The sequence below is a fragment of the Sphingomonas sp. HDW15A genome (genome assembly GCF_011301715.1).
Lineage (GTDB): Bacteria > Pseudomonadota > Alphaproteobacteria > Sphingomonadales > Sphingomonadaceae > Sphingomicrobium.
The window spans coordinates 116,054-140,611 of record NZ_CP049870.1 but is presented as its reverse complement, the minus strand read 5'-3'; the positions used below and the strand labels follow the sequence as shown (position 1 = coordinate 140,611).

Sequence of the window (24,558 nt, the reverse complement as noted above, 5' to 3'; positions counted from 1 at the left end):
CCCAAATGGTTAACGGCCGAAAACCATGTGTTGCCTAATCGACACGAACATTGTCGATCAGCCGGATTTTGCCCAGGAATGCCGCGGCGACGAGTCGCCCTCCGGCACTTCTTTCGCTGAGCGGTTCCAGAGTTTCGCCATCGACATAAGCGAAATAGTCGATCCGTCCGAACCCGGCAGCGGCAATGGCGTTTCGCGCCGCATCGAGCGCAGCGTCGACATTCTCTCCGCCGCCAATCCGGCTTGATGCCAGGGTCAAGGCGGAATGTAGCCGTGGCGCCTGAGCCCGCTCCGCGGACGAAAGCAACGCATTGCGCGACGACATCGCCAGACCGTCCGCCTCGCGCACCGTCTCGTGCCCGACGATCTCGACCGGCAGTCCGAGATCCAAGGACATTCGCCGGATCACGGCCAGCTGCTGCCAGTCCTTTTCGCCGAAAATCGCGATGTCCGGCATGGCCGCTAAGAGCAGCTTGGCGACGACCGTCGCAACACCGTCGAAATGACCCGGCCGATGCTCGCCCTCCCAGCGCTCGGTAATTCCCCTGACGCTGACGGTCGTCGCAAATCCATCCGGATAAATGTTGCCGACCGAGGGAAGCCAGACAAGGTCGCACTCGGCCCGTTCCAGCCTCGCGATATCCTCGGCTTCCGTACGCGGATAACGTCTGAGGTCGGCGGGATCGTTGAACTGCGTCGGATTTACGAAGATTGTCGCGAGGACCTTGTCCGCACGCCGCCGCGCCTCTGCGACCAGCGCCAGGTGCCCGTCGTGCAACGCGCCCATGGTCGGCACCAGCGCAAGCCGCTCGCCATCCGCCCGCAGCCGCTTGAGCGCCTCATGCAAAGCCATGGATTCACGAACAATTTGCATGCGATTCAGGCCTTCGATAGAGCAATCAATTGGGGGTGGGCCGTCATTGGCGCGCCAGGGTTTTTAAGGGGCGAAAAGGCCATGGGCCAGCCGCATTTCATCGTCTTCGCCAATGAAAAGGGCGGAACCGGCAAATCGACGACTGCCGTTCACACCGCCGTCGCGCTCGCCGCCAAGGGCTTGAAGGTCGCCGCGATCGACCTTGACCATCGCCAGCGGACGATGACCCGCTACCTCGAAAACCGCACGAAAACCGTCGATCGATTGGCAAAGCCGCTGCCGCAACCCGTGTTCGAAGTGCTTGAAGATCTGACCGAAGCGGGCCTCGATGCGGCGATCACGCGTCTTGGTGCCGATGCCGACGTCATTGTCATCGACACGCCCGGCCGCGACGATGCTGTCGCCCGCGCTGCGATCTTGAAGGCCGATACGCTCGTCACGCCAATGAACGATAGCTTCGTCGACCTCGACCTCATCGGCCAGGTGGACTCGGAGACCTACAAGATCACGCGCCCGAGCTTTTATGCCGAGCTGATCTGGAACAGCCGTACCCAGCGTGCGAAGCAGGTCGGCAAAAGCGTCGACTGGGTCGTGCTTCGCAATCGCCTCCAGCACATCGATTCCCACAACCTTCGCCGTGTCGGCGCCGCACTTGACGAGCTGGCTCGCCGTGTCGGCTTCCGGGTCATTCCCGGCCTTGGCGAACGCGTGATCTACCGCGAGCTGTTCCCGAAAGGCCTTACCCTGCTCGACCTGGCGGAGATCGGCGACGCCAGCATCGCCCATGTTGCCGCACGCCAGGAACTCAGGGAAATGATCGCCGGGCTTGGCATCCCCGACCGTGACGAAATGGTGGAGCCGATTGCTGCAACGGCCTGAGAATTGTCGCCAAAAAAGCACGCAAGCCGCACAAACTGTTACCGATTCGCAACGAACTCTTCATCGGAACGTCATTTCCGTTTACTATGGTGGTGGCCATGAAGCGGGAGGCGGGAATGAACCGGTCAGTGGCGAACAAAGGCTTGTGGTGGATCGGCGGCGCATTGCTTGTCGGGGCGGCGTTTGCAGGGCTCCACCGGATGCTGAGCTTCGATATCGATTTCGATCCGTGGGATGACGCCTATCTCTACTAGTCGCCACGTTCAGTCGTCTTCATCCTCGTAGCCGACGAGGTTGAGCTCGCGCGCCTTGATCTGGTGAAGCGCGCACCAGTGCATCAGCGCATCCTCCCGGCCGTGCGTGATCCACACCTCCCTCGGCGCGACCTCGCGGATCGTCCGGGTCAATTCCTCCCAATCGCAATGATCGGAAATGACAAGCGGAAGCTCGACATTGCGTTGCCGCGCGCGCTGGCGGATGCGCATCCAGCCGGAGGCCATGGCCGTAACGGGATCGGGCAGGCGCCTCGACCAGCGGTCGTTGAGCGCGCCTGGCGGGGCAATTACGATCCGGCCCTTCAACTCGTCCTTCGTAGCGCCGGTGGCGGGCCTTAGTTCGCCGAGGGGAACGCCAAGCTCTTCGTAAAGCCGGCACAGCCGTTCCAATGCGCCGTGATAATAGATTGGCGCCTCGTGGCCGCGACCGCGAAGCTCGGTGATGACCCGCTGCGCCTTTCCAAGTGCATATGCGCCAACCAGCACGCAGCGCTCGGGCTCGGCATGAAGGCGATGGAGCAACCGGTCGATCTCGCTTCCCGTGTCGGGATGGACGAACACCGGAAGCCCGAACGTCGCCTCCGTAATGAGAACATCGCAGGGCGTGACGACAAACGGCTCGCAGGTCGGGTCGGGCCGGCGCTTGTAGTCCCCGGTAACGACCACGCGTTCGCCTTTATACTCCAGCACGATCTGCGCTGAGCCGAGCACGTGACCCGCGGGCACAAAGCTAACCTCGACCTCACCCACTCTTATGGTTTCGCCGTAGACGACCGGTCGTTCCTGCTGCTCACCGTAGCGGACGCCCATGATTGCCAGAGTTTCCGGAGTCGCCCACACCGCACCATGCCCGCCGCGGGCATGATCGGCATGGCCATGAGTCACCAGCGCCTTCGCCTTGGGCTGCGAGGGATCGACCCAAGCATCGGCAGGCTTGACGTAGATGCCTTCCGGAAAAGGCTCGATCCAGGAACCCAGACGGGCCATTGCTGCATTATACGGCGAGAGGCCACGGCCAGTTCCCGCCGGGCGAAGAGAAGGAGAAGGAAATGGACATTGGCGGCTTCAATCTCACGATGATGGAAATCGTCGCTGTCGTCATCCTGCTCATCGTGATCATATGGGGCGTGATGCGTGTGCGTAGCATGGGCCGGGCAAGCAGCCCGGCGCAAACCGAGCGTGCAACCCACGAAGTCTATCGTGAGGAAGAGCGGCGCCGCGAACAAGGCACTGACGGGGTCTGAGCGAACTTCCCACCCCGATTGAGGAATGGTTCGCCAGCCGAGGCTGGCGCCCGCGCCGGCATCAACTCGACATGCTCGATGCCGCGAATGCGGGCGCGCATGCGCTGCTCGTTGCGGCGACCGGCGCAGGCAAGACCCTGGCGGGTTTCCTTCCGACAATCGCAGACCTGATCGATAACCAAACTGACCGCCTGCACACCCTCTACGTGTCGCCGCTCAAGGCGCTGGCAGTCGATGTCCAGCGCAACCTGCTCGCTCCGATTGAGGAGATGGGGCTCGACATCCGGGTCGAGACCCGAAGTGGCGACACGCCGTCCGATCGCAAGGCTCGCCAGCGCGTCCGCCCGCCGCAAATCCTGCTGACGACGCCGGAAAGCCTGAGCCTGCTGCTGTCCTATCCCGACAGCGCCATGCTGTTCGAGAATCTGAAAACGGTGGTGGTTGACGAGGTCCACGCCTTCGCCAAGGAAAAGCGCGGCGACCTTCTTGCACTGTCTATGGCCCGGCTGCAGTCCCTCCAACCGGCGCTGCGGCGAGTGGCATTGAGCGCCACCGTGGCCGATGCGGACGCCTATCGGGCCTGGCTTGCACCGGACGGCGACATCGATGCCGTCCGGCTGGTCGAGGGCGAACCGGGCGCCGAGGCCGACCTTTCGATTCTGATCCCAGAAAACCGCATCCCCTGGTCAGGGCACAGCGGACGCCATGCCGCGCGCGAAGTCATGAACCTAATCGAAGAGCATCGGACCACCCTGGTCTTCTGCAATACGCGAAGCCTGGCCGAATTGATCTTCCAGGACCTGTGGGCGGTGAACGACAATTCACTTCCAATCGGCATTCACCACGGCAGCCTCGCGCTGGAAGCACGGCGCAAGGTCGAGTCCGCAATGGCCGCCGGCAAGCTCAGAGCGCTGGTTGCCACGGCGAGCCTCGACCTCGGCATCGACTGGGGCGACATCGATCTGGTCGTGCAGATGGGCGCGCCGAAGGGCAGCTCGCGTCTGCTGCAGCGCATCGGCCGGGCCAACCATCGCCTGGATGAACCCTCGAAGGGCATGATCGTCCCCGGCAACCGTTTCGAATATCTTGAGGCACGCGCCGCCCTCGATGCGGTCGCCGACCGCGAGCTCGATCCGGAAAACTTCCGTCCCGGAACGCTGGATGTCCTCGCCCAGCATGTGCTTGCGGTCGCCTGTGCAGCGCCTTTTCAGGAGCAGGAGCTGCTCGCCCAGATTCGCTCCGCCGCGCCTTATTCCGGCCTGAAGGACGAGACCTTCACCGAAATCCTCAACTTTATCGCCACCGGCGGATACGCGCTTCGCGCCTACGACAAGTTCCGCCGACTGGTGCCGGAAGACGGGGGCATATGGAGGATCGCCAAGCCTGCGGTTGCAGTCCAGCACCGGCTGAACGCAGGGATCATCGTCGAGCAGCCCTTGCTCTCCGTCCGCTTCAAGAACGGCCGCAAGCTCGGCACGGTCGAAGAAGGTTTCGCCTCAACCCTTGCACCAGGCGATCACTTCTTCTTTGCCGGCCTCAGCCTTGAAGTCGAGCGGATCAAGGACGGCGACATCATCGTCCATGCCTCCGCCAAGTCCGCCCGAATCGTCACCTACGGCGGCCAGCGGATGTCGATGTCGACGCATCTCGCCAACCGCGTCCGCCACATGCTGTGCGACCGTAACGACTGGTCGCGCTTCCCGGACGACGTCCGCGAATGGCTCGAGGTGCAGGGCGAGCGATCGGTCCTTCCCGAACCGCACCAATTGCTGGTCGAGACCTTCCCCCATCACGGCCAGCATTTCATGGTCGCCTACAGCTTCGAGGGCTGGAACGCGCACCAGTCACTGGGGATGCTGATCACCAAACGGATGGAGAATGCGGGCCTCAAGCCGCTTGGCTTCGTGGCCAACGACTACGGCCTCGCCTGCTACGGGCTGGAGCCGATTACCGACCCCAAAGCACTCTTCTCGCCCGACATCCTGGAGCAGGAATTCGTCGACTGGGTCGAGCAATCCTATCTCCTGAAGACCGCCTTCCGCGAAGTCGCGGTCATCGGCGGCCTCGTCGAGCGCCACCATCCCGGCAAGCGCAAGACCGGGCGGCAGGTCAGCTTCTCGACCGACCTGATCTACGACGTTCTCCGCCGCTACGAGCCGGAGCACCTCCTGCTCCGCGCCGCCTGGAACGACGCGCGGGCGCGAATGACGGAACTCGGTCGCCTAGTACGGCTGGTCGATCGTGCCTCGGCAACGATGGTCCACGTCGAAGCCAAGCGGATTACGCCAATGGCCGTGCCGCTGATGGTGATCGTCGGCCGTGAAGCGATGCCCCCGGGGGCGAAGCGGACGAAAGCCTGTTGATCGAGGCAGAGGCGCTGGCGGAGGAGGCGATGCGCGTCGACTGAAAGTCGTTCATCGACGCGCCAGCGCGTATCGGGCATGAACCGCGGATGCGCGTATTCGCCCTGTTCATTCCGCTGCTGACCAGCGCCTGCGTCGTCGGCACCGTTGCCGAAACCGCGGTCGATGTCGCGGTCCTTCCGGTCAAGGCCGTAGCCAAGGGCGTCGACCTCGCCACCACCAGCCAATCCGAAGCCGACGAAAAGCGCGGCCGCGAGATGCGCAAGGCCGAGGAAGCCTATGGCAAGCGCCTTCGCGAATGGGAGAAGCGTTGCGCCAGGGCCGAGCGGGAGGGGCAGTCATGCCCTCCCCGCCCGGAATTCGTTCCCCCGGCCGGCTAGCGCCGGGCTGCCTTCGCAACCTCGTAGAGATAGTCTACGTAGAGCTCGGCCTGGCCGTCGAAGCCGCGTACCTTGGGATTGCTGCTGTCGATCAGTAGCCATTCGTCCGGCGCATGCGCACCGCCGCCGCGGCCTGAGCCGAAGTGGCCCGCCGCCATCTTCAGCGGCTCGCCGGTGAACATCACACCCGGCCAGCTTCCAGCCCGCCGCGGATAGAGCGTGTAGGGGATGCCGGCCGACTTGAATGCCGCTTCGGCCGCCTTGACCGTGATGGCATCTTCCGGGGTCTGGGTCGGGCCATAACCGCCGCTGACCACGACTTCGATGTCGGAAAAGCCGCGCTTGGCAAGGTGCGCCTTCAGCTTGGCGACCGCATCTTCCTTGGTCATGTCCGGGACCAGCCGGAAGTCGAGCTTGGCTTCGGCGCGGCCGGGAAGCACCGTCTTGCCGCCAGGCCCGGTGTAACCGCTGACCAATCCCTGGATGTTGACGGTCGGCTGCGATGCGAGGCGAAGCGCGCTCGTCACGAAGTCCTCATCCTTGATCCAGCGCTGGACACCGAGCGCTTTCTTGACGTCGGCCTCATTGGACGTGGCGACATCCTCGCGGATCAGCTGCTTCTGGCGCTCCGTCAGCGGAGCGACATGCTCGAACCAGCCGTCGATCGCGGGGGTGAAGCCGTCGTCGGCGACGAGCGTGTCGAGCGCCTTCACGAGCCGCCAGGCGGGGTTGTCGACCCGCGCCATGAGGCTTGAGTGAATATCCTTTTTCGGACCCTTGCCCCACTTTTCGCCGCTGGAAATGAGCTGGACCTCGATGACGCCCTTGGCACCGAGGTCAACCGAAGCGGAGCCGTCCTTTTCCTGGCCCGTCGCCGGCATCATGATCCCGACCGACTTCTGCAGGGCGGCGCGGACTTCCGGGTCGGCCAACATGCGCGGGAAATTGGTCGAGCCTATCTCCTCCTCGCCCTCGGCGACCAGGACCAGGTTGACGGGAAGCTTGACGCCCGCCTTCTTGAAGGCGTGGAGCGCTGCGAGGAAGGCGGCTTCCGGGCCCTTTTGGTTGACCGCGCCGCGTCCGACGATCGCCTGGCCTTCGCCCGGCCGCTCGACCATCCGCGATTCAAGCGGCGGCGAGGACCATTCCTTCTCGTCGTAATGCTTGACGTCGTACATGAAGTAGAGCGCCAGCGTGTCCTTCGCTCCGGCATCGAGAGTCGCGAAAACGCCCGGCACGCCGCCGGTTTCAACGACCCGCGCATTCTGGAAGCCCGCGTCGAGAGCAAGCTGACGCATATATTGCGCGCCCTTGGGAGTGTTGATGCCCATGTTCGCGATTGTCGGAAGCGCGATCCAGTCCTTGAGCCGCTGGACCGACTCCGCCTTCGATGCCTGGACCGCCGCGACCACCTTGTCACGGCCCGGATCGCCCGGTGCAGCCTGGATAGCCGTTGCCGAAAGCGCGAGCGCCGCCACGCCGATCATCATTCTGCGCATCATCTTTTGATCCCCCATGTCCGAATCATTTCCGCTGACACTGGAACCTCGCCCGCCTCTCGTCCAGAGTGCGGGCGATGCGCTATTTCCTCGACACCGAATATGACGGCTTCGGCGGCCCGCTGATCAGCCTTGCGCTCGTTCCCGAGGATGGCGGCGAGGAGCTTTACCTCGTACTCGACCAGCAGGCGGCCGACCTGTGGGTGGAACGCAATGTGATGCCGTTCCTCGACCATGTGCCGGAATCGCTGAAGTCGCCGCGGCTGTCGCGCGCGGACGCGGCGCAGGCACTCGCAAAGTGGCTCGAGCACGACGGAGCCGTCGAGATCGTGGCCGACTGGCCCGAAGACCTCGCCCACATCGCGAACCTGCTTGTCACCGGCCCTGGTCAGATGCAGCGCGTTGCGGGTCTGGTCCTGCGCTTCGTTCCGCTCATGAATTTCTCGACCGCTGCAAACAGTGTCGTTCCGCACAATGCGCTTCACGACGCCCGCGCGCTTCGGGCCCACCTTATCGGCTTGGAATGAGCCCCTTTTCCGTTTAGCGGCAGTAGTTATGGTTCCCCTTTCGTTCGCCGGCCACGACTTCCTCGCCCATTCGGACGGCGCGCTTTACTGGCTTGCGCAAGGGGCACTTCTGGTCGCCGACCTCCACCTCGAAAAGTCCAGCTGGTTTGCCCGTATCGGTCAGTTCCTTCCGCCTTACGATTCGCTGGCGACATTGCAGGCGCTGGACCGGATCGTCGGCGAGACGCGCGCCGTCCGGCTATATTGCCTGGGCGACAGCTTTCATGACCGATTCGGCTGCGACCGCCTGCCTGCAGCCGCCCGCGAACTGCTGTCTGACCTTACCGGCAGGCTCGACTGGGTGTGGATTACTGGCAACCACGACGCCGGCTTCATCGACCACTGCGGCGGACGGATCATCGAGGAAGTCGAGGTCGAAGGCATCGTCCTGCGCCACGAGGCGGATCCGCACGATCCCCGGCCCGAGATGTCCGGTCATTTTCACCCGAAGCTAAGGCTTCACCGGCGCGGCCGCAATGTATCGCGGCGCTGTTTCGTCGCGTCTGCAACCAAGCTCATCCTGCCGGCCTTCGGATCGTTGACCGGCGGTCTCGACGCGGCTCATCCGGAGATCATTCGCAAGGTAGGGTCCGGCGCATCGGCGCTTGTGCCCGTCAGCGACCGGCTGCTCCGCTTCCCTATTGCCGCCTAGGCGAGTTTCGCCCGAATCAGGCCGCGAACGTTGTTTCCGATCAGAAAGCCGTTCTTCAGCGAATCCACGGTAAGGTCGCCTTCTACAGCCTTGCCGTCGGCGATCAGCTTGGCCCGCAGCAGGCCGGGAAGAAGGCCGCGCTCGGCGGGCGGCGTGACCAGCTTGCCGTCCTCCTCGACGAACAGGTTCGTGAAGCTGCCCTCGGTCACCCGGCCTTCGGGATCGACGAAGATGGTCTCAAATGCCCCGCCTTCCTTGCGCGCCTCCTCAAGAAAGGCCCGAGCCGTCGTCTTGTAGCGCAGCCTGACATCGTCGCCCGAGACCGGAAGCGGGCGGACCACCACTTCGACCGGCTCCCTCGGGGCTTGCGGGATTGGCTTCAATTCGATCGCCATCGACCCCTTGGGCGAGAGCAGCATCCGGAGCATACCCGGATCCGACCTGCGGAAGGTGGCGGCCTGCAATTCGTTGCGGGCGGCATGACGGTCGAAGCGGAAACCGAAGGTATCGGCGGCGCCTTTCAGCCGATCGAGATGGTCTTCGAGATGGGAAATCCCGCCGTGCGGGTCGAACCGCATCGTCTCGATGAGGTCGAATTCGTTTTGATTGGACGGCACGAAGCTCCCCTTGAGCAGGCATTCGTCCCATTCATTGTCCAGCACACTGTCGACGACAAGCCCCGAACCCAGCCCAAGCCGCGCACTGCTCGCGCCCTCTTCGAGCTCCAGGGTCCGGATCAGCACGTTGAAGGCCGAATTGCCGCCAGGCTCGATCCAGCCCATCGACCCTGTGTAGGTCCCGCGCGGTTCCGGCTCCAGCGCGCGCAAGGCCTCAATCGCCGCGATCTTTGGCGCACCGGTAATCGATCCGCAGGGAAACAGGGTCTGTAGCACGTCGACCGGGCCCAGCCCTTCGCGGAGCCGCGCCGTCACCCTGCTCACCATCTGGTGGACGGTGGGATAAGTCTCGACCGCGAACAGATCAGGGACGTCGACGCTGCCCGTCTCTGCGACCCGCGCCAAGTCATTCCTGAGCAGGTCAACGATCATCAGGTTTTCGGCGCGCTGCTTGGGATCGGCGGCGAGTTCCGCAATCTCTGCCGCATCGGCTTCAGGATCGGCGCGACGCGGCGCGGTCCCTTTCATCGGCCTGGCTTCGAGCAGGCCGCCGCGAAGCGTGAAAAATTGCTCGGGGCTGGCGGAAAGCAGCCAGCCGCAGGGATGGCGAACGATCCCGCCCCAGCCAGCGTTCGCGCGCCGCCGCAACTGCGCGTAAGCGGCCAGCGGCGAGCCAAGAACGTCAACGTCGCAGCCGAAGGTCAAATTCGCTTGGTAGAAGTCGCCTGCGAAAAGATGCTCGCGAACCCGCTCCGCCGCGGCGAGATAATCGCTTCGCCCAATGCGCGGCCTCGGCCTTCCGATCCACGCCCCCGCCGGATCGCCGAGCATGACCGTGACATCTGCTGGATCGAGCAGGCGATAGCCGTCGAAGATCCCGAACCACAGCAGGGGTGTGCCAGGCAGTGCGCGTGCCAGCGGCACCAGCTTCGCTTCGAACGCATAAGCGGCGTCATAAGCGATGAACCCGGCAGCGTGGTGTCCGTCCGCGAGCGCTCCCGAAGGCTGTCGAGAGCAGCAGGGACATCGCCGACCGCCGTGGCCACGATCGCGCCTGCGGGCCGTTCGTAGAGCCGCGCCGTTCCCTTTCGCGAATCGTCGAACAGCAGGAATGGCTCCGTCATGCCCGGTCCATTGACCGGCCCGGGCGAGGCCGTAAAGTCGCGCTCCATGCGTTCTCTCCTTTTCGCGGCGCTGCTCGCGACCGCCACTGCCTCGACAGCCCAGCCTATCGACTCCGCCACGCAAAAGAGGATCGACCGGATCCTCAAGCGGACTCCGCTTATCGACGGGCATAACGACCTGCCGTGGGCGCTTCGCGGTGACTTTGGTTCGTCGGTGGCGGACCTCCAGTCCGGGGAGCCGACCGCACGCCGCCGCTGATGACCGATATCGCACGGCTTCGCGACGGCCGCGTCGGCGGTCAGTTCTGGTCGGTTTACATCACCGGAACCCTGCTTGGCGACGAGGCAATCCGCACCACGATCGAGCAGATCGACACCGCGCGCCGGCTAATCGACACCTATCCGCGCGATCTCGAACTCGCGTCCACCGCCGATGACATGGTCCGCATTCACCGGCGCGGACGGGTCGGGTCGCTGCTGGGGATCGAAGGCGGGCGGCAGATCGGCGGCTCGCTTGCCGCGCTGCGCCGCTTCTACGACCTTGGGGTCCGCTACATGACGCTGACCCACAGCCAGACCACGGAGTGGGCCGACAGCGGAACCGATGAGCCCAAGCATGACGGGCTCGCTCCGTTCGGGATCGAGGTCGTCAAGGAAATGAACCGGCTGGGAATGCTGATCGATTTGAGCCACGTCTCCCCGGCGACTGCCGCCGACGCCATCGCCGCGAGCCGGGCCCCGGTCATCTTTTCACACTCCGACGCGTTCGCGCTCAACCCGCACCCGCGCAACGTTCCGGACGAGATTCTGCGTCTTATGCCGGCGAATGGCGGTGTCGTGATGGTGACGTTCGTCCCGGCCTTCGTCTCGCCCGAATATCGCAAATGGGCGAGCGAGCGTTCCGCCGAGGAAGCCCGCCTCAAATCGCTGTTCCCGAACATAAAGGCCAAAGTCGATAAAGGCCTCAAGGCGTGGGATGCGGCGAACCCGCGGCCGGTCGTCACCGTTCCCCAGGTCGCCGATCATGTCGAACATGTCGCCCGGATCGCCGGGCAAGACCACGTCGGCATCGGCGGCGACCTCGACGGCATCGACGTGACCGTCGAAGGCCTCGACGGCGTCGAAGATTACCCCAACCTCTTCGCCGAACTCATCCGCCGCGGCTGGAGCGATGCCAATCTCGCCAAGCTCGCCGGCGGCAATGTCCTTCGCGCCCTTCGCGGCGCCGAGAAGGTCGCGCGCGACATGCGGAGCGTCACCCCGTCGCTCGCCAAGCCCTGAAATCCACGCACAATTGGAGCCTCGATCAATGCTTCGCCATTCCCTGATTGCCCTGCTCGCGGCTACTGCCATCCCCGCGCTGGCAGCGGTCGACAAGCCTGCTGCCATCACCGCCGACGGAATCCCGCGGTTCCCAATGAGCTTGCCTCCGCGAGCCGCCCCTACATGGAATCGCGTGCCGCCGGTTTCTCGGGCTGGAATGCGCGCGACCGCTCGATGCTGATCTCGACCCGCTTCGGCAACGTCAACCAGATCCACAGCGTGGCCGCGCCGCTCGGAATGCGCCGTCAGATCAGCTTCGAAGTCGAGCCGATGGGCGGTCGCTGGTCACCAACCGGCGACACGCTCGTCACCGTCAAGGACAACGGCGGCGACGAATTCTTCCAGATCTATACGCTGAAGGACGGGCGGCTGAATCTTCTCACCGCTGGCGGGAAAAGCCGCAACGAATTCTCCGGCTGGAGCCAGGATGGCAAGCTGATCGGCTTCTCCTCGACCGAGCGCAACGGCACCGATTCCGACCTTTACGTCATGGACCCGCGCAATCCCGCGTCGAAGCGACGCGTCGCGGAAGTGAAGGGCGGCGGCTGGGGGATCGCCGACTTCGCTCCGGGCAACGGCCGGGCGGCGGTGATCGAGTATATCTCAGTCACCAAGTCGAACCTCTATCTGCTCGATCTCGCCAGTGGCCAGCTGACCCCGGTCGGCGACCACAAGAAGGACATCGCCTGGGGGGGCGCCGAATTTGCGCCGGACGGAACGCTGTGGGCGACATCGGACGAGGGCAGCGACGTCCAGCGCCTCGGAACCGTCGACACCGCGACCGGCCGCTTCACTCCCCGCGGACCGAAGAGCCGCTGGGACGTCGATTCGTTCGAGATTTCGAAGGATGGTCGAACGATCGCTTTCGTCACCAACGAGGACGGCATCGCTAGGCTCTCTCTGATGGATGTCGCCAGCGGCGCCGTTCGCCGCGTCGAGTCGCTACCCGCGGGCCAGATCGGCGGGCTCGAGTTCGCGCCCTGGGGCCCGCTCGGCTTCACCATGACCTCGGCCAAGAGCGCGACCGACGCTTATTCACTCGACCCTGCCACCCTGGCAGTCACGCGCTGGACCGCGAGCGAGACCGGCGGCCTCGACCCCGCAGTCAACGTGGAGCCGGAGCTGATCTCGGTAAAGAGCTTCGACGGCGAGCCGGTCAGCGGCTTCCTTTACCGTCCCGACCCAAGCAAGTTCCCTGGCAAGCGGCCGCTGATCGTCAACATCCACGGCGGTCCGGAAAGCCAGTTCACGCCGGGCTTCATGGGCCGCAACAACTACCTGCTTAATGAGAAGGGCATCGCCATCTTCTTCCCCAACGTCCGCGGCTCCTCGGGCTACGGCAAGCGCTTCGTCAGCCTCGACAACGGGCCGTTCAAGCGCGAAGATTCCGTCAAGGACATTGGCGCCTTCCTGACCCGCCTGAAGGCAGACCCAGGAATCGACGCGAACCGGCTCGCCGTCACCGGCGGCTCCTACGGCGGCTACATGTGCTACGCCTCGGCCATCCATTATCCGGAAGCGTTCAAGGGCGCGCTTTGCAACGTCGCCATCTCCAACTTCGTCACCTTCCTCGAGAACACCCAAAGCTACCGCCGCGACCTTCGCCGGGTTGAATATGGCGACGAGCGCGACCCCAAGCAGCGCGCCAAGCTTGAGGAAATCTCGCCGCTTCGCCGGATGAAGGAGATCAAGGCGCCCTTGTTCATCGTCCAGGGCGCCAACGATCCGCGAGTTCCCAAGTCGGAAGCCGATCAGATCGTGAAGGCGCTTCGGGCCGACGGCCGCACCGTCTGGTACATGGTCGGGGAAAACGAAGGCCACGGGTTCGCCAAGAAGGAAAACCAGGACTATCTGTTCTGGTCGACCCTCATGTTCTGGGACCAAACCCTGCTCAAGCAATGAACCGTCCGACCCCGCCTCTTCGCGCCGCCATCGTCCCGGTCACGCCGCTCCAGCAGAATTGCACCCTGCTGTGGTGCACCGAGACGATGCGGGGCGCCTTCGTCGATCCCGGCGGCGATCTCGACCGGCTGAAGGCAGCGGCCGTACAGAACGGCGTGACGATCGAGAAGATCCTGCTGACCCACGGCCACATCGACCATTGCGGCCAGGCCGGAATCCTCGCGCAGGAGCTTGGAGTCGAGATCGAAGGGCCGCACGAGGACGACCGCTTCTGGATCGCGCGGCTTGAAGACGACGGCATGCGCTATGGGATAAACGGCCGTCCGTTCGAGCCCGCGCGCTGGCTGAAGGACGGCGATACGGTGACAGTCGGGAACCTCACTCTTTCCGTCCGCCATTGCCCTGGACACACCCCGGCCACGTCGTGTTCCATCACGCTCCGTCTCGCCTCGCGATCGTCGGCGACGTTCTCTTCCAGGGCTCGATCGGGCGGACCGATTTCCCGCTGGGCAACCATCAGGACCTCATCGATTCGATCACCGGGCGCCTGTGGCCGATGGGCGGCGACACCGCATTCATCCCCGGTCACGGCCCGATGTCGACCTTCGCCCACGAGCGGCAGACCAATCCGTTCGTCGGGGATCGCGTTCTCGCGAGCGCGTGAAGCGGCTTGCGTCGGGCGCGCATTCCGCTATAGGGCCTCTCGGTTCGCGATGATCCGGCCGCCGCCGCGGGTTTCCCGACGAGCTGGGCGCAGGATTGTCGCCAATTTTTTTGGTAATTTAGCAAGGTGCCGCAATGGCCGTCCCCAAGAGAAAGACTTCGCCTTCCAAGCGCAACATGCGCCGCAGCCACCACGCGCTGCAGCCCGCTGCGTTCCAGGAATGCCCGAACTGCGGTGAGCTGAAGCTCCCCCACAACCTCTGTTCCGCGTGCGGTCACTACAACGGCCGCGAGATCGTTCAGCCCGAGGGTTGAGCGGAATCGCGTAGGGGCACGCTGCCATGGCCGTGAGCCCGCGGATCGCGATTGACGCAATGGGTGGAGACATCGGCCCGGCGGCTATTGTCGCCGGCATGTCGCGCGCGCGCCGCAACAACCGCTCCCTCAAGTTCGAGCTGTTCGGCGACCAGAAGGCGATCCAGCCAGAACTGGCGCGCTACAAGGGCCTCGCCCAGGCCGTCACTGTCCATCACACCACAGAGTCGATATCGGCGACCGAAAAGCCGAGCCAGGCCATTCGCCGTGCCAAGGGCACCTCGATGGGCATGGCGATCAACGCCGTAAAGGACGGCCAGGCCGACGCCGCCCTGTCGGCGGGCAATACCGGCGCTCTGATGGCGATCGCCAAGCTGGCGCTTCGCACCATGCCGGGCATCGACCGTCCGGCTCTTGCCGCACTTCTGCCGACGCTCGGCGAGACCGACCTCGTCATGCTCGATCTCGGCGCGAATACCGAGTGCGACGCTCAGAACTTGGTTCAGTTCGCGGTCATGGGCTCGGCTTATGCTCGCACCGTGCTCGAAATCGCAAACCCGCGGGTCAAGTTGCTCAACATCGGCACCGAGGAGCTGAAGGGCACCGGCGAGTTGAAGGAAGCCGCCGCGCTCCTTCGCGACGCCGACTACCTCCCTTTCACCTTCGACGGATTCACCGAGGGCGACAAGCTTTCGCGCGGCGATGTGGACGTGATCGTCACCGACGGCTTCTCCGGCAACATCGCCTTAAAGACGGCGGAGGGCACGGCCCGCTTCGTCACCGACCTGCTTCGCCGCGCTTTTACGTCATCGCTTCGTTCGAAGGCGGGCTTTGCTCTGTCGAAGCCGGCGCTTCACATGCTGAAGGTCCATCTCGACCCCAACAATCACAATGGCGCGGTCTTCCTCGGCCTGAACGGCCTTGTCGTGAAGAGCCACGGCAGTGCCAACGCCAAGGGCGTCGCCAACGCCATCCAGGTCGCGGCGCGGATGGTCGCCAACGACATCACCAACAAGATCGGCGAAGACCTCGACAATTTCCGCGCCCATGCCTTCTCCGACGAGGCCGCGGAATGAGCCGCAAGGCCGTCATTGCCGGAAGCGGCTCTGCCCTTCCGAAGCGCCGGGTGTCGAATGCCGAGCTCGCTGAGCAAGTCGAGACCTCCGACGAGTGGATCGTCGAGCGGACCGGCATCCGTTCCCGCTATATCGCCGGCGACGGCGAAACGACCGCAACCCTCGCCGCGGATGCCGCCCGCAGGGCGCTAGAGGCAGCAGGTATCGACCCGTCCGAGATCGGCCTGATCGTCCTTGCGACGGCAACGCCCGACCAGACCTTTCCGTCGAGCGCGACCAAGGTGCAGGCGATGCTTGGCATCGACGATTGCATCGCCTTCGACGTCCATGCCGTCTGCACCGGATTTCTCTATGCGTTGACCGTCGCCGAATCGATGGTTCGCACCGGAAGCGCGGACAAGGCGCTGGTGATCGGCGCCGAAACGTTCAGCCGGATTCTCGACTGGGAGGATCGCACGACCTGCGTCCTGTTCGGAGACGGGGCGGGCGCGCTGGTGCTGACGGCCGAAGATGGGGATCGCGGAATCCTCGCCACCCGCCTTCACGCCGACGGACGCCACAACGATTTGCTCTATGTCGATGGCGGACCCTCGACGACGGGAACGGTCGGCAAGCTGCGCATGAAGGGCCGCGAGGTGTTTCGCCATGCGGTCGTGAACCTGGCCGAAGTGATGAACGAAGTGCTTGGCGCCGCTGGACTTTCTTCGGACGAGGTCGACTGGGTCGTCCCGCACCAGGCCAATATGCGGATCCTCGACGCAACCGCGAAGAAGCTGGGGCTTCCGGCGGAAAAGGTCGTCGTTACCGTCAATGAACATGCCAACACGTCGGCTGCGTCCGTGCCACTGGCATTCGATACCGCCGTCCGCGACGGACGGATCAAGCGCGGCGATCTTTTGGTTCTTGAAGCGATGGGCGGCGGATTCACGTGGGGTGCGGCGGCGGTCCGGTACTAAGCTTTCATGCCATCGGATTGCCCAGCCGCAACTTTTTGGTTAGGCTCGACAAATCGCGCTCCCCGCGGGGCGCAAGGGGAAGGGAATCGATTATGGCGGACGCAGGCGTGGCCCGTTCAACTGGTGGATTGCATTCGGGCACTCTGACCCGGGCAGACCTGTCGGACATCGTCCACCGCAAGCTTGGCTTGTCGCGTGCGGAAAGCGCCAGCATGGTCGAACGCGTCCTTCACCACATGTGCCATGCCCTGTCCGAAGGCCAGAACGTCAAGATTTCGGGTTTCGGCAGCTTCATTCTTCGCGACAAGGGTGAGCGCGTTGGCCGCAACCCGAAGACCGGGATCGAGGTGCCGATCGCGCCGCGCCGGGTGATGACGTTCCGCGCAAGCCAGATCATGCGCGAACGGATCGCGCGCTAGGCTGACGATGGCCGCCGACAAGGATCCGAATGCGTTCCTGACGATCGGCGAATTGTCGGCCCAGCTTGGGGTTCCCCAGCACATCCTGCGCTACTGGGAATCGAAGTTCCCGAAGCTTCGGCCGCTGCAGCGCGCTGGAAACCGCCGCTACTATCGGCCCGCGGATGCCGATCTCGCGCGGCGTATCCATCGCCTGCTGACTGTTGACGGCTACACCATCCGCGGCGTTCAAAAGCTGCTTCGCGAAGGTGAGCCGAGGGACGAGACTCTGCCGGCGCCCATCGCTGCGCCGCCCGCGCCTACCGAGTGGGATCTCGCGCAGACCGAACGGCAGTTGGACGAACCGTCGTTCGATTACGGCCGCCTCGTCGAACTTCGCGACCGTCTCGCCTCCGCCCTGACCGCCTAGAGGTCGCGCGGCTTCACGAAAGCGGCGAGCGTCCCGCTGTGCGCTTCGGCCCACGGCTCCGACAGTTCGATGATCGCGAGCGATCCGGTCGGAAACTTGCCGAGCTCTACCGCCGCCCTGGCCCCGCCGAGTTGGGCAGCGATGAACCCGAGACCGGGATTGTGTCCGACGAGCATCAGGGATTCTGTCCCGGCCGGGGTTTCGCTGATGATTCGTGACAGGTCCCCGCTCGACGCCTCGTAGATGCGATCATCATATTGCGGCTTGGGCCATCCCGAAACCTCGGCAAGGACGCGCTCAATGGTTTCGCGTGTCCGCCGCGCGGGACTGACCATAAGGCGGTCGGGAACGACTTTCTGCGCCGCGAGATAGCGTCCAATCGCCGTGGCGGCCGCACGCCCCCGCTCGTTCAATGGCCGGTCGAAATCGGCAAGGCCGTCTTCGTCCCAGCTCGACTTCGCGTGGCGCAGCAGCAGAAGCCTAGGCATCGATTCCCTCCGTGCTCGCTTGCGCAAATTGCCGGGCCCGCACGCGCGCCACGACCTCCTCGATCGGCAGCCGATGAACGCCGACTCCCGGCGGAAAGGCACTCAGCAATCGCGAGGGAAAGGCGCTGGAAAGCACTACGAATTGACCGCGGTCGCCCTGCCTGCGGATGAGCCGCCCGAAGGCCTGCGCAAGGCGGGCGCGGACGACGCGGTCGTCATAGGCGCTCCCGCCGCCGGCCAGTCGCCGCGCAGCGTGAAGCACGGTCGGGCGCGGCCACGGCACGCGCTCCATCACGACCAGCCGAAGCGACTCTCCCGGGACGTCGACGCCGTCACGAAGCGCGTCGGTTCCAAGCAGGGATGCGTGCGGATCGTCGCGGAAGATGTCGACAAGGGTACCGGTGTCGATCGGATCGACATGCTGGGCATAAAGCGGCAGTCCGGCGCGGGCGAGACGGTCCGCAATCCGCGCGTGCACGGCACGCAGGCGCGCGATGGCGGTGAACAGGCCCAGCGTCCCGCCGCCGGATGCCTCGATCAGGCGGGCATAGGACCCGGCGAGCGCCGCCACGTCGCCGCGCGGAATATCGGTAGCGATAAGCACTTCGGAGTTGGCCGAATAGTCGAAAGGCGAAGCCGCTTCGAAACGGGCTGCCGGGCGCGCAAGATGCGACGCGCCGGTCCGTTCCTCGGCCCGCACCCAATCTTCGCTCCCGCGTAATGTTGCCGATGTTACCAGCACGCCGTGCGCGGGCTCGATCACCGCCTTGGCCAGCGGGCGCGTCGGATCCAGCCAGTGGCGGTGGAGCCCGACGTCATATTCGCGGCCCTCGACGCGATCGATCGCCAGCCAGTCGACGAAATCGGGATCGGCCACGCTTCCAATCCGGCCAAGCATCGCGATCCAGGACGCCAGCGTTTCGCGCCGCCAATTGAGGCCGTTGATCGCGCCTTCGACCCGCGCCCGCGCCGCGCTGTCGAGCCAGTCGGGAGCGTCTTCGAGCACCGCCTCCAACCGCCGCGACAATGCGGCAAGCGGCCGAGCGAGCGAGTCGAGCGCTTCCAGCGCGCCCGCGGCGGCACCAATTAACGCCGAATCCGGTTCGGCAAGTTCGGTCTCCAGGCCATAGCCCGCTTCCTGCGCCTTGGCGCGCGCGTAGACCGTGCCGCGAACCTCGCCGAGCAGCCGTTCGACCGGACCGAACGGATCGTTTTCGGCAATCCGCGCAAGCCAGCCCTCCGACGGCATTGCGCGAGCAGCCTCCACCGCAGCCTCAAGCGCCTCCGCGCCCTTCTCGTCATAGCTCGCGACATCGAGCAGCCGGGCGGCGAGTCCGCGCCGTCGTCCGCGCGACTTGTTCTCAGGACCGACAATCCAGCGTCTCAGTTCGATGGCCTCGCGCCCGGTCAGGGCCGCCGAGAATGTGGAATCCGCGGCGTCGAACAGGTGGTGGCCTTCGTCGAAGACGATCCGGTTTGGCGATTCCGGGCGTCCGCGCGCGGCATTGACCATCACCAGCGCGTGATTGGCGATAACCAGGTCAGCCTCGCGACCGGCTCGCTCGGCCTTCTCGATGAAGCATTTGCGATAGTGCGGGCATCCCGCATAAACGCACTCGCCGCGGCGGTCGGTCAGCGCGGTCGCGCCGGCCCGGCGGAACAGGCTCGGGAGCCAGCCCGGCAGGTCGCCGCCGACCATGTCGCCATCCTTCGAATAAGCCGCCCAGCGAGCGACGAGATGCGCGAGGATCGCCGCGCGACCGGAGAACCCACCCTGCATCGCGTCTTCAAGGTTCAGCAGGCACAGATAATTCTCGCGGCCCTTGCGGATCACGATCCTTTTCTTCCGCTCCTCGGCTTCAGCGACGATTTTCCAGCCTTCCGCATCGAGCTGGCGCTGCAGCGCCTTGGTGAAGGTCGACACCCATACCGTCCCGCCGGCTCGCTCGGCCCAGAGCGAGGCGGGGGCAAGATAGGCCAAGGTCTTGCCGATCCCGGTCCCGGCCTCGGCCAGCAGCATATTCGGTTCGCCCGGTTTTGGCCGCGGTGCGAAAATCGCCGCTGCTTCTCGTGCCATCGCCCGTTGCCCAGCGCGGGTCTCGCTTCCTTTGCCGGTTAGCGCTTCGAGCCGCCTCTCGGCATCTTCACCCGGGATCGAGATCGTGAGCGGCGCCGGCCTTTCTCCGCTTTCCTCCCATGGCGTCAGGCGAGAGAAGAGCATCCTCTCCCCGCGCTCCGGCTTTGCGATCCGCTCGGCAACGAATGGCGCCCAGCCCCAGCCGACCCTCCACAAGGTCTGATTGGCGCTCCAGGCGCTCTCGCGCTCGGCCCATCCCGGCGACCCCATCGTGTCGAGCAGTTGCTGGGCGATATGACGAAGCAGCGCCGCTGCATCGGCGTCGCTTTCGGGCTCTTTCAGACCAGCCGCCCGCGCCATTCCGGCGACGGTCGGGACGACGAAACGCGCCGGATGGATGAAGGCGAACAGTTCGAGCAGGTCAAGGCCGCTGACATCCCCATAGCCAAGCCGCTGCCCGGCGACCGGTGCGTTGAGCAGGATATGCGGGGTCTCCGCGATTCGGCCGATGGCTTCGCCCCGGCTCGCTTCGCGCGCCTGCGCCTCGTCAGGTCCGAGCAGCCAGATTCCCGCATGGGTTGCATGCAGGACGGGAAGAGGCAAAGGAGCGCGCACCACGCGCAATCCTTGGCGCTGTGAGAACGAAAGGGCAACAGTTGAGCGCCGACCTGATCCGTGAGGCCGCCATGACGAACAAGGCCTGGCCGTACGAGGAGGCGCGCCGGCTAATGAAGCGCTGGGCCACCAATGGTGTTCCTGGCGCCAAGCCGGACGGTTCGCCCATCCTGTTCGAGACCGGATACGGCCCTTCCGGCCTGCCGCATATCGGCACCTTCACGGAAGTCCTGCGCACGTCGATGGTCCGCCACGCCTATCACGAGCTGACGGGCGGCGCCCCGACGCGGCTCGTTGCTTTCTCCGACGACATGGATGGCCTGCGCAAGGTGCCCGACAACGTCCCCAACCAGGCGATGCTGACGGGATATCTCGGGCACCCGCTAAGCCGGATTCCCAATCCCTTTCCAACGGCTCACGAGAGTTTCGCCGCGCACAACAACGCCATGCTGTGCGACTTCCTAGACCGCTTCGGCTTCGAATATGAATTCGTCTCCGCGTCCGAACGCTACAACAGCAGTGCGTTCGACGATGCCTTGCGCAACGTCCTCGCTCACTTCGACGAAATCCTCGACATCATGCTGCCCACGCTCCGTGAAGAACGGCGCAAGACCTATTCGCCGGTGCTGCCCATCTCGCCCACTACGGGCAAGGTGTTGCAGGTGCCGGTCGAGGTCATCGACGCGTCGGCGGGAACGATCGCCTTCACGGACGAGGACGGCACCCGCATCGAGCAGTCCGCGCTCGGCGGCCAGTCGAAGCTTCAATGGAAGGTGGACTGGGCGATGCGCTGGGTCGCCCAGGGCGTCGATTATGAGATGTACGGCAAGGACCTGACCGACAGCGGCGTCCAATCGGGCCGCATCGCGTCGGTGCTCGGCGGGCGCAAGCCGGAAGGCCTGATTTACGAGATGTTCCTCGATGAAAAGGGCGAGAAAATCTCCAAGTCGAAGGGCAACGGCCTCAGCATCGAGGAATGGTTGACCTACGGATCGAAGGACAGCCTGGCCTTCTACCTCTACCGCGAGCCAAAGAAGGCCAAGAATCTTCACCTCGGCCTGGTCCCCCGCGCGGTCGACGAATATTGGCAGTTCCGCGAGAAATATGCCGATCAGCCGATCGAGCAGAAGCTCGGCAACCCCGCGCACCATATCCACCTCGGCGCGGTACCGACGACCACCCTGCCGCTGACCTATGGCCTACTTCTCAACCTCGTCTCACTGCCCGGCGTCCAGGACAAGGACGTCGCCTGGCGCTTTGTGCAGCGCTACGCCCCGGGCACCTCGCCGGATTACGACCGCGAGCTCGACGAGCTGATCGAGCTGGCGGTCAATTACGCCCGCGATTTCGTCGCGCCCAATCTCAAGCGGCGGGGTCCGGTCGGGCACGAGGTCGAAGCGCTCAGGGAACTGGATGCAGCGCTGGCCGCCATGGATCCCGACACGCCGGCCGATGCAATCCAGCACGAGGTGTTCGAAATCGGCAAGCGTTACCCGTTCGAAAGCCTGCGCCACTGGTTCCAGGCGCTTTACGAGACCCTGCTCGGTTCGAGCCAGGGTCCACGCATGGGCAGCTTCTTCGCGCTCTACGGCCTCGACAACAGCCGCAAGCTCATCGCCGAGGCGCTTGAAGCCGCGAGCTAGGCCGAGGTCTACCGGCTGGGCGCAAGTTTCCCGGCGCCTCCCGCTTCCCCGACATTGGGACAGGTTTCGGCCAAAGAGGACACGCCAAGCCGCTGGAGCGCGACGTTGAGCGCCTGCTTCGCCTCGACCTGGACAGTCGGCGAGACACCCGTTCCCTCCCAGCCCTTGCGGGTGTCGGGGTCGATGGTCTCGCCATAGGGCACGAAAAGCTTGAAGCCGCCCGCCAGTTCGACTTCTTCGCCGTAATTTCCCGCGCCGTAGGTCGTTTCGCCAATCAGCACCGCACGTCCGGTCCGTTTCAGAACCAGTGCCAGATGCTCGCCCGCGGAAGCCGTACGCTTCGAGGTCAGCACGTAGACTGGGATCTTGGCCATGCGGGCGCCGCCCTTTCGCGGCACGGCGCGATGGACCTGCTCGACGTAGTTGATGTCGCGCTTGGCCACGGACAATTGCGGGGTATCGGCGGCCGGCTCGAACCGGTCCCATCCTGCCGTGCGCGTATGCATCACTGCCAAGTCTGTCGGCTTGTCGAACAAATCGGCAGCAAGAACGTCAATCTCCGCCACTTCGCCGCCGGCGTGATGCCTCAAATCGAGTATCAGCGCTTTTGCGTCGGCGTGAGCATCGACGAAGTTTTGCATCCGCTTGATGTCGCCGGGCCGACCGAAAAAGGCGAACGGCCGAATGTAGGCGACCCCCGGGACGACCCATCCGGACGCCTCGTAGGCGTTTTCCGGCAGCGGCGGTTCTCCACTCTCGTCCTCCTTGCCGAAAATGCCCGATCCGGGTGCGTAGACCGCAAGGTGAGCGTCGGCGTGGGATTGCTGGAGGAACGTCGTCAACGCTTTCGCCAGCCCCTCGCCAGACAGGCCGTCCGCCTGACCTGTCTCGAGGAACCGGCGGAGTGCCTGCCGATAGGCGGAGCCCACGGCACGATCGACGTAAAATTGGTCTAGAGTCGCGCCCAGGGCCTCGATTACGGCGGATGCCGAACTGCTTTCGACATGCGTATCGGCCGCTTGCAGCGAAGCGGGCGAGAGGGAGAGGGACGCGAGCAGCAGTGCCGCCGCGGTAGGCCGCAACATAATCTTCTCCAGTTGATATTAGCGCAGGGCTGCCAGTGCGGCATCGCCGCTGGTGGCGACTCCTGCGAGTTTGAGCGCTTCGTCGAGCGCCTTGTCGGCCGGAACCGCGACATCCGGTTTTACGCCGGTGCCTTCCCAGCCCTCGTTAGTGTCCGGATCGAACGTCCGCCCGACGGGGATGAAGGCGGCGTAGGTAAAGCTGTCGTCGAGTGGAACCATGCGGCCATAATGTCCGGCGCCCAGCGTCGTCTCGCCGACGAGGGTCGCGCGATGCGTGCGCTTGAGGGACATCGCGAGATGCTCAGCGGCCGAAGCGGTCCGGCTCGAAGTGAGCAAGTAGACTTTCGCCTTGGCAAGCCCGCCCTGGTTCGCCGCCGGGGTGACGAAATGCTCGCGGCGGACGACTCCTGCCGGCCCCTTGACCGTCCTCAACGAGGCCAGGTCTGCAAGCGGATTGCCGCCGCTGCGGTCGACCGCCTCGCGCGTGTCCATCTGCACCAGCGGGGTCACCGCAGTGAAGATTTGCGGGAAGATCATGTCCATCTCTTCCAGCCCCCGCCGCGATGCTGGCGAGCGTCGATGATCAGGGTTTTGGCGTCACGATGCGAATCGAGAAAGGCCTTCAGCTCTCTCATCGTCGCCTCGTTTCCGGAGAACATCCGGAAATTGATGTAGGCCACGCCATCGGCGAGCCAGCCGGATTTCAGAATCGTGCTGCCATCGTTCGCGCCGGCCGGCCCGGGCGCAGTCTCCGGTCCGCTGCGGTCTGCGACCGGGACCACGTGGAGGCGTAAGTGTCCGTCCTTGTGCACGCTCTGGAGGTCGCTTGTAACCTTGTCCGCGAAAGCCTGTCCGTCGCGAAAGGAAGAATAGGCGCCCTCCTTCAGCTGCTGGCGAAGACGCACTGCATAGGCCTTGCCAACCTCTGGAAAGACGAAATTCTCTTCAAGCGTCGTCGCCAGCTTCGTCACCACCGCCGCAGCCTGTTTCGGATCGAATGCCTGGACCGGTTCCGCCGACGCCGGCGCGCTTGCGGACTGCGCTGCCAGCGGAACGGCTGCACAGGCAGCGAGCAGGGATAGTCCAATCTGAACGCGCATCATGTCCTCACTGT

Annotated in this window: 24 protein-coding genes and 2 pseudogenes; 17 read left to right on the top strand and 9 right to left on the bottom strand. The window is 64.7% G+C overall.

The genetic code is table 11. The annotated features are described in order from the left end of the window. Positions 1-34: 34 nt before the first annotated feature. The gene (gene panC, locus G7076_RS00725) at positions 35-874 is read right to left on the bottom strand and encodes a pantoate--beta-alanine ligase (RefSeq protein ID WP_166199551.1); all 840 of its coding nucleotides are present in this window, start codon (positions 872-874) and stop codon (positions 35-37) included. A gap of 81 nt (positions 875-955) precedes the next feature. On the opposite strand from panC, the gene G7076_RS00720 reads away from it, so the two are divergent. Next, positions 956-1,753, top strand: coding sequence for a division plane positioning ATPase MipZ (locus tag G7076_RS00720; RefSeq protein ID WP_166199549.1), 798 nt, complete (start codon positions 956-958; stop codon positions 1,751-1,753). A 128-nt stretch (positions 1,754-1,881) separates the two neighbouring features. After that, a complete protein-coding gene (locus G7076_RS12620) occupies positions 1,882-2,007 on the top strand; it encodes a hypothetical protein (RefSeq protein WP_277343923.1) in 126 nt (41 codons plus the stop codon). 9 nt (positions 2,008-2,016) lie between these two features. Here G7076_RS12620 and G7076_RS00715 read toward each other — a convergent pair whose 3' ends face one another. Further along, positions 2,017-3,015, bottom strand: coding sequence for a ligase-associated DNA damage response exonuclease (locus tag G7076_RS00715; protein ID WP_166199547.1), 999 nt, complete (start codon positions 3,013-3,015; stop codon positions 2,017-2,019). Between G7076_RS00715 and G7076_RS00710 the strand changes: the two genes are divergently transcribed. From G7076_RS00710 to G7076_RS00700, 3 genes and pseudogenes are all read left to right on the top strand, one after another. Next, positions 3,015-3,272, top strand: a complete 258-nt coding sequence (locus tag G7076_RS00710) for a hypothetical protein (RefSeq protein ID WP_166199545.1) — start codon at positions 3,015-3,017, stop codon at positions 3,270-3,272. The two genes, G7076_RS00715 and G7076_RS00710, sit on opposite strands and share 1 nt — an antisense overlap. Then, positions 3,269-5,679, top strand: a pseudogene (locus G7076_RS00705) (ligase-associated DNA damage response DEXH box helicase). Before G7076_RS00710 ends, G7076_RS00705 begins: the two are co-directional and overlap by 4 nt. Before the next feature lie 45 nt (positions 5,680-5,724). Beyond that, positions 5,725-6,015: a hypothetical protein gene (locus G7076_RS00700; protein WP_166199543.1), complete on the top strand. Its 291-nt coding sequence runs from the start codon at positions 5,725-5,727 to the stop codon at positions 6,013-6,015. On the opposite strand, the gene G7076_RS00695 is transcribed toward G7076_RS00700, so the two are convergent. Beyond that, entirely contained in the window at positions 6,012-7,532 is a 1,521-nt protein-coding gene (locus G7076_RS00695; protein WP_166199541.1) for a M20/M25/M40 family metallo-hydrolase, read from the bottom strand. The two genes, G7076_RS00700 and G7076_RS00695, sit on opposite strands and share 4 nt — an antisense overlap. A 59-nt stretch (positions 7,533-7,591) precedes the next feature. Here G7076_RS00695 and G7076_RS00690 point away from each other — a divergent pair, with 59 nt between their 5' ends. Then, positions 7,592-8,041 carry a hypothetical protein gene (locus tag G7076_RS00690; protein ID WP_166199539.1) on the top strand — a complete coding sequence of 150 codons (450 nt, stop codon included), beginning with the start codon at positions 7,592-7,594 and terminating at the stop codon, positions 8,039-8,041. 28 nt (positions 8,042-8,069) lie between these two features. Next, positions 8,070-8,732, top strand: coding sequence for a ligase-associated DNA damage response endonuclease PdeM (gene pdeM / locus G7076_RS00685; protein ID WP_166199537.1), 663 nt, complete (start codon positions 8,070-8,072; stop codon positions 8,730-8,732). Here pdeM and pabB read toward each other — a convergent pair. Further along, entirely contained in the window at positions 8,729-10,273 is a 1,545-nt protein-coding gene (gene pabB, locus G7076_RS00680) for an aminodeoxychorismate synthase component I (RefSeq protein ID WP_240913818.1), read from the bottom strand. The two genes, pdeM and pabB, sit on opposite strands and share 4 nt — an antisense overlap. Positions 10,274-10,519: 246 nt before the next feature. On the opposite strand from pabB, the gene G7076_RS12270 reads away from it, so the two are divergent. From G7076_RS12270 to G7076_RS00640, 9 genes and pseudogenes are all read left to right on the top strand, one after another. Continuing rightward, on the top strand, positions 10,520-10,732 hold the full coding sequence (locus G7076_RS12270) for a dipeptidase (RefSeq protein WP_240913817.1): 213 nt from the start codon (positions 10,520-10,522) through the stop codon (positions 10,730-10,732). After that, positions 10,732-11,754, top strand: a complete 1,023-nt coding sequence (locus G7076_RS00675) for a dipeptidase (protein ID WP_240913816.1) — start codon at positions 10,732-10,734, stop codon at positions 11,752-11,754. The genes G7076_RS12270 and G7076_RS00675 overlap by 1 nt, the downstream gene beginning before the upstream one ends. Before the next feature lie 165 nt (positions 11,755-11,919). Continuing rightward, positions 11,920-13,698 carry a prolyl oligopeptidase family serine peptidase gene (locus tag G7076_RS00670; protein ID WP_166199533.1) on the top strand — a complete coding sequence of 593 codons (1,779 nt, stop codon included), beginning with the start codon at positions 11,920-11,922 and terminating at the stop codon, positions 13,696-13,698. Next, positions 13,695-14,362 (top strand): annotated as a pseudogene (locus G7076_RS00665) (MBL fold metallo-hydrolase). Before G7076_RS00670 ends, G7076_RS00665 begins: the two are co-directional and overlap by 4 nt. Positions 14,363-14,496: 134 nt before the next feature. Continuing rightward, complete coding sequence (gene rpmF, locus G7076_RS00660; RefSeq protein WP_166199531.1) at positions 14,497-14,676, top strand: 50S ribosomal protein L32; 180 nt, start codon at positions 14,497-14,499, stop codon at positions 14,674-14,676. Positions 14,677-14,702: 26 nt separating this feature from the next. Next, the gene (gene plsX, locus G7076_RS00655) at positions 14,703-15,752 is read left to right on the top strand and encodes a phosphate acyltransferase PlsX (protein WP_166199529.1); all 1,050 of its coding nucleotides are present in this window, start codon (positions 14,703-14,705) and stop codon (positions 15,750-15,752) included. Beyond that, the gene (locus tag G7076_RS00650) at positions 15,749-16,708 is read left to right on the top strand and encodes a beta-ketoacyl-ACP synthase III (protein WP_166199527.1); all 960 of its coding nucleotides are present in this window, start codon (positions 15,749-15,751) and stop codon (positions 16,706-16,708) included. The genes plsX and G7076_RS00650 overlap by 4 nt, the downstream gene beginning before the upstream one ends. Before the next feature lie 92 nt (positions 16,709-16,800). Then, positions 16,801-17,127 (top strand): integration host factor subunit alpha, encoded by a 327-nt coding sequence (locus tag G7076_RS00645; protein ID WP_166199525.1) that lies wholly within the window; start codon positions 16,801-16,803, stop codon positions 17,125-17,127. A 7-nt stretch (positions 17,128-17,134) separates the two neighbouring features. Continuing rightward, the gene (locus G7076_RS00640) at positions 17,135-17,536 is read left to right on the top strand and encodes a MerR family transcriptional regulator (protein WP_166199523.1); all 402 of its coding nucleotides are present in this window, start codon (positions 17,135-17,137) and stop codon (positions 17,534-17,536) included. Here the strand turns inward: G7076_RS00640 and G7076_RS00635 are convergent. Beyond that, a complete protein-coding gene (locus G7076_RS00635) occupies positions 17,533-18,024 on the bottom strand; it encodes a histidine phosphatase family protein (protein WP_166199521.1) in 492 nt (163 codons plus the stop codon). The genes G7076_RS00640 and G7076_RS00635 overlap by 4 nt on opposite strands. Then, a complete protein-coding gene (locus tag G7076_RS00630; protein ID WP_166199519.1) occupies positions 18,017-20,716 on the bottom strand; it encodes an ATP-dependent DNA helicase in 2,700 nt (899 codons plus the stop codon). Before G7076_RS00630 ends, G7076_RS00635 begins: the two co-directional genes overlap by 8 nt. 71 nt (positions 20,717-20,787) lie before the next feature. On the opposite strand from G7076_RS00630, the gene G7076_RS00625 reads away from it, so the two are divergent. Then, complete coding sequence (locus tag G7076_RS00625) at positions 20,788-22,359, top strand: lysine--tRNA ligase (protein WP_206367586.1); 1,572 nt, start codon at positions 20,788-20,790, stop codon at positions 22,357-22,359. Between the two features lie 8 nt (positions 22,360-22,367). On the opposite strand, the gene G7076_RS00620 is transcribed toward G7076_RS00625, so the two are convergent. Genes G7076_RS00620 through G7076_RS00610 form a run of 3 tightly spaced genes read right to left on the bottom strand, consistent with a single transcriptional unit; the run spans position 22,368 to position 24,547 of the window. Next, positions 22,368-23,444 (bottom strand): S41 family peptidase, encoded by a 1,077-nt coding sequence (locus G7076_RS00620; RefSeq protein WP_166199515.1) that lies wholly within the window; start codon positions 23,442-23,444, stop codon positions 22,368-22,370. Between the two features lie 18 nt (positions 23,445-23,462). Next, on the bottom strand, positions 23,463-23,981 hold the full coding sequence (locus tag G7076_RS00615; RefSeq protein ID WP_166199513.1) for a S41 family peptidase: 519 nt from the start codon (positions 23,979-23,981) through the stop codon (positions 23,463-23,465). Further along, entirely contained in the window at positions 23,978-24,547 is a 570-nt protein-coding gene (locus G7076_RS00610; RefSeq protein WP_166199511.1) for a hypothetical protein, read from the bottom strand. The genes G7076_RS00615 and G7076_RS00610 overlap by 4 nt, the downstream gene beginning before the upstream one ends. Positions 24,548-24,558: the final 11 nt, after the last annotated feature.

Excerpts from the sequence above, each read along its gene's own strand:
- panC (WP_166199551.1), bottom strand. The coding sequence starts at position 874 with ATGCAAATTGTTCGTGAATCCATGGCTTTGCATGAGGCGCTCAAGCGG.
- G7076_RS00720 (WP_166199549.1), top strand. The coding sequence starts at position 956 with ATGGGCCAGCCGCATTTCATCGTCTTCGCCAATGAAAAGGGCGGAACC.
- G7076_RS00715 (WP_166199547.1), bottom strand. The coding sequence starts at position 3,015 with ATGGCCCGTCTGGGTTCCTGGATCGAGCCTTTTCCGGAAGGCATCTAC.
- G7076_RS00700 (WP_166199543.1), top strand. The coding sequence starts at position 5,725 with ATGCGCGTATTCGCCCTGTTCATTCCGCTGCTGACCAGCGCCTGCGTC.
- G7076_RS00695 (WP_166199541.1), bottom strand. The coding sequence starts at position 7,532 with ATGGGGGATCAAAAGATGATGCGCAGAATGATGATCGGCGTGGCGGCG.
- G7076_RS00690 (WP_166199539.1), top strand. The coding sequence starts at position 7,592 with ATGCGCTATTTCCTCGACACCGAATATGACGGCTTCGGCGGCCCGCTG.
- pdeM (WP_166199537.1), top strand. The coding sequence starts at position 8,070 with ATGGTTCCCCTTTCGTTCGCCGGCCACGACTTCCTCGCCCATTCGGAC.
- G7076_RS12270 (WP_240913817.1), top strand. The coding sequence starts at position 10,520 with ATGCGTTCTCTCCTTTTCGCGGCGCTGCTCGCGACCGCCACTGCCTCG.
- G7076_RS00675 (WP_240913816.1), top strand. The coding sequence starts at position 10,732 with ATGACCGATATCGCACGGCTTCGCGACGGCCGCGTCGGCGGTCAGTTC.
- G7076_RS00670 (WP_166199533.1), top strand. The coding sequence starts at position 11,920 with ATGGAATCGCGTGCCGCCGGTTTCTCGGGCTGGAATGCGCGCGACCGC.
- rpmF (WP_166199531.1), top strand. The coding sequence starts at position 14,497 with ATGGCCGTCCCCAAGAGAAAGACTTCGCCTTCCAAGCGCAACATGCGC.
- plsX (WP_166199529.1), top strand. The coding sequence starts at position 14,703 with ATGGCCGTGAGCCCGCGGATCGCGATTGACGCAATGGGTGGAGACATC.
- G7076_RS00650 (WP_166199527.1), top strand. The coding sequence starts at position 15,749 with ATGAGCCGCAAGGCCGTCATTGCCGGAAGCGGCTCTGCCCTTCCGAAG.
- G7076_RS00645 (WP_166199525.1), top strand. The coding sequence starts at position 16,801 with ATGGCGGACGCAGGCGTGGCCCGTTCAACTGGTGGATTGCATTCGGGC.
- G7076_RS00640 (WP_166199523.1), top strand. The coding sequence starts at position 17,135 with ATGGCCGCCGACAAGGATCCGAATGCGTTCCTGACGATCGGCGAATTG.
- G7076_RS00635 (WP_166199521.1), bottom strand. The coding sequence starts at position 18,024 with ATGCCTAGGCTTCTGCTGCTGCGCCACGCGAAGTCGAGCTGGGACGAA.
- G7076_RS00625 (WP_206367586.1), top strand. The coding sequence starts at position 20,788 with ATGACGAACAAGGCCTGGCCGTACGAGGAGGCGCGCCGGCTAATGAAG.
- G7076_RS00620 (WP_166199515.1), bottom strand. The coding sequence starts at position 23,444 with ATGTTGCGGCCTACCGCGGCGGCACTGCTGCTCGCGTCCCTCTCCCTC.
- G7076_RS00615 (WP_166199513.1), bottom strand. The coding sequence starts at position 23,981 with ATGATCTTCCCGCAAATCTTCACTGCGGTGACCCCGCTGGTGCAGATG.
- G7076_RS00610 (WP_166199511.1), bottom strand. The coding sequence starts at position 24,547 with ATGATGCGCGTTCAGATTGGACTATCCCTGCTCGCTGCCTGTGCAGCC.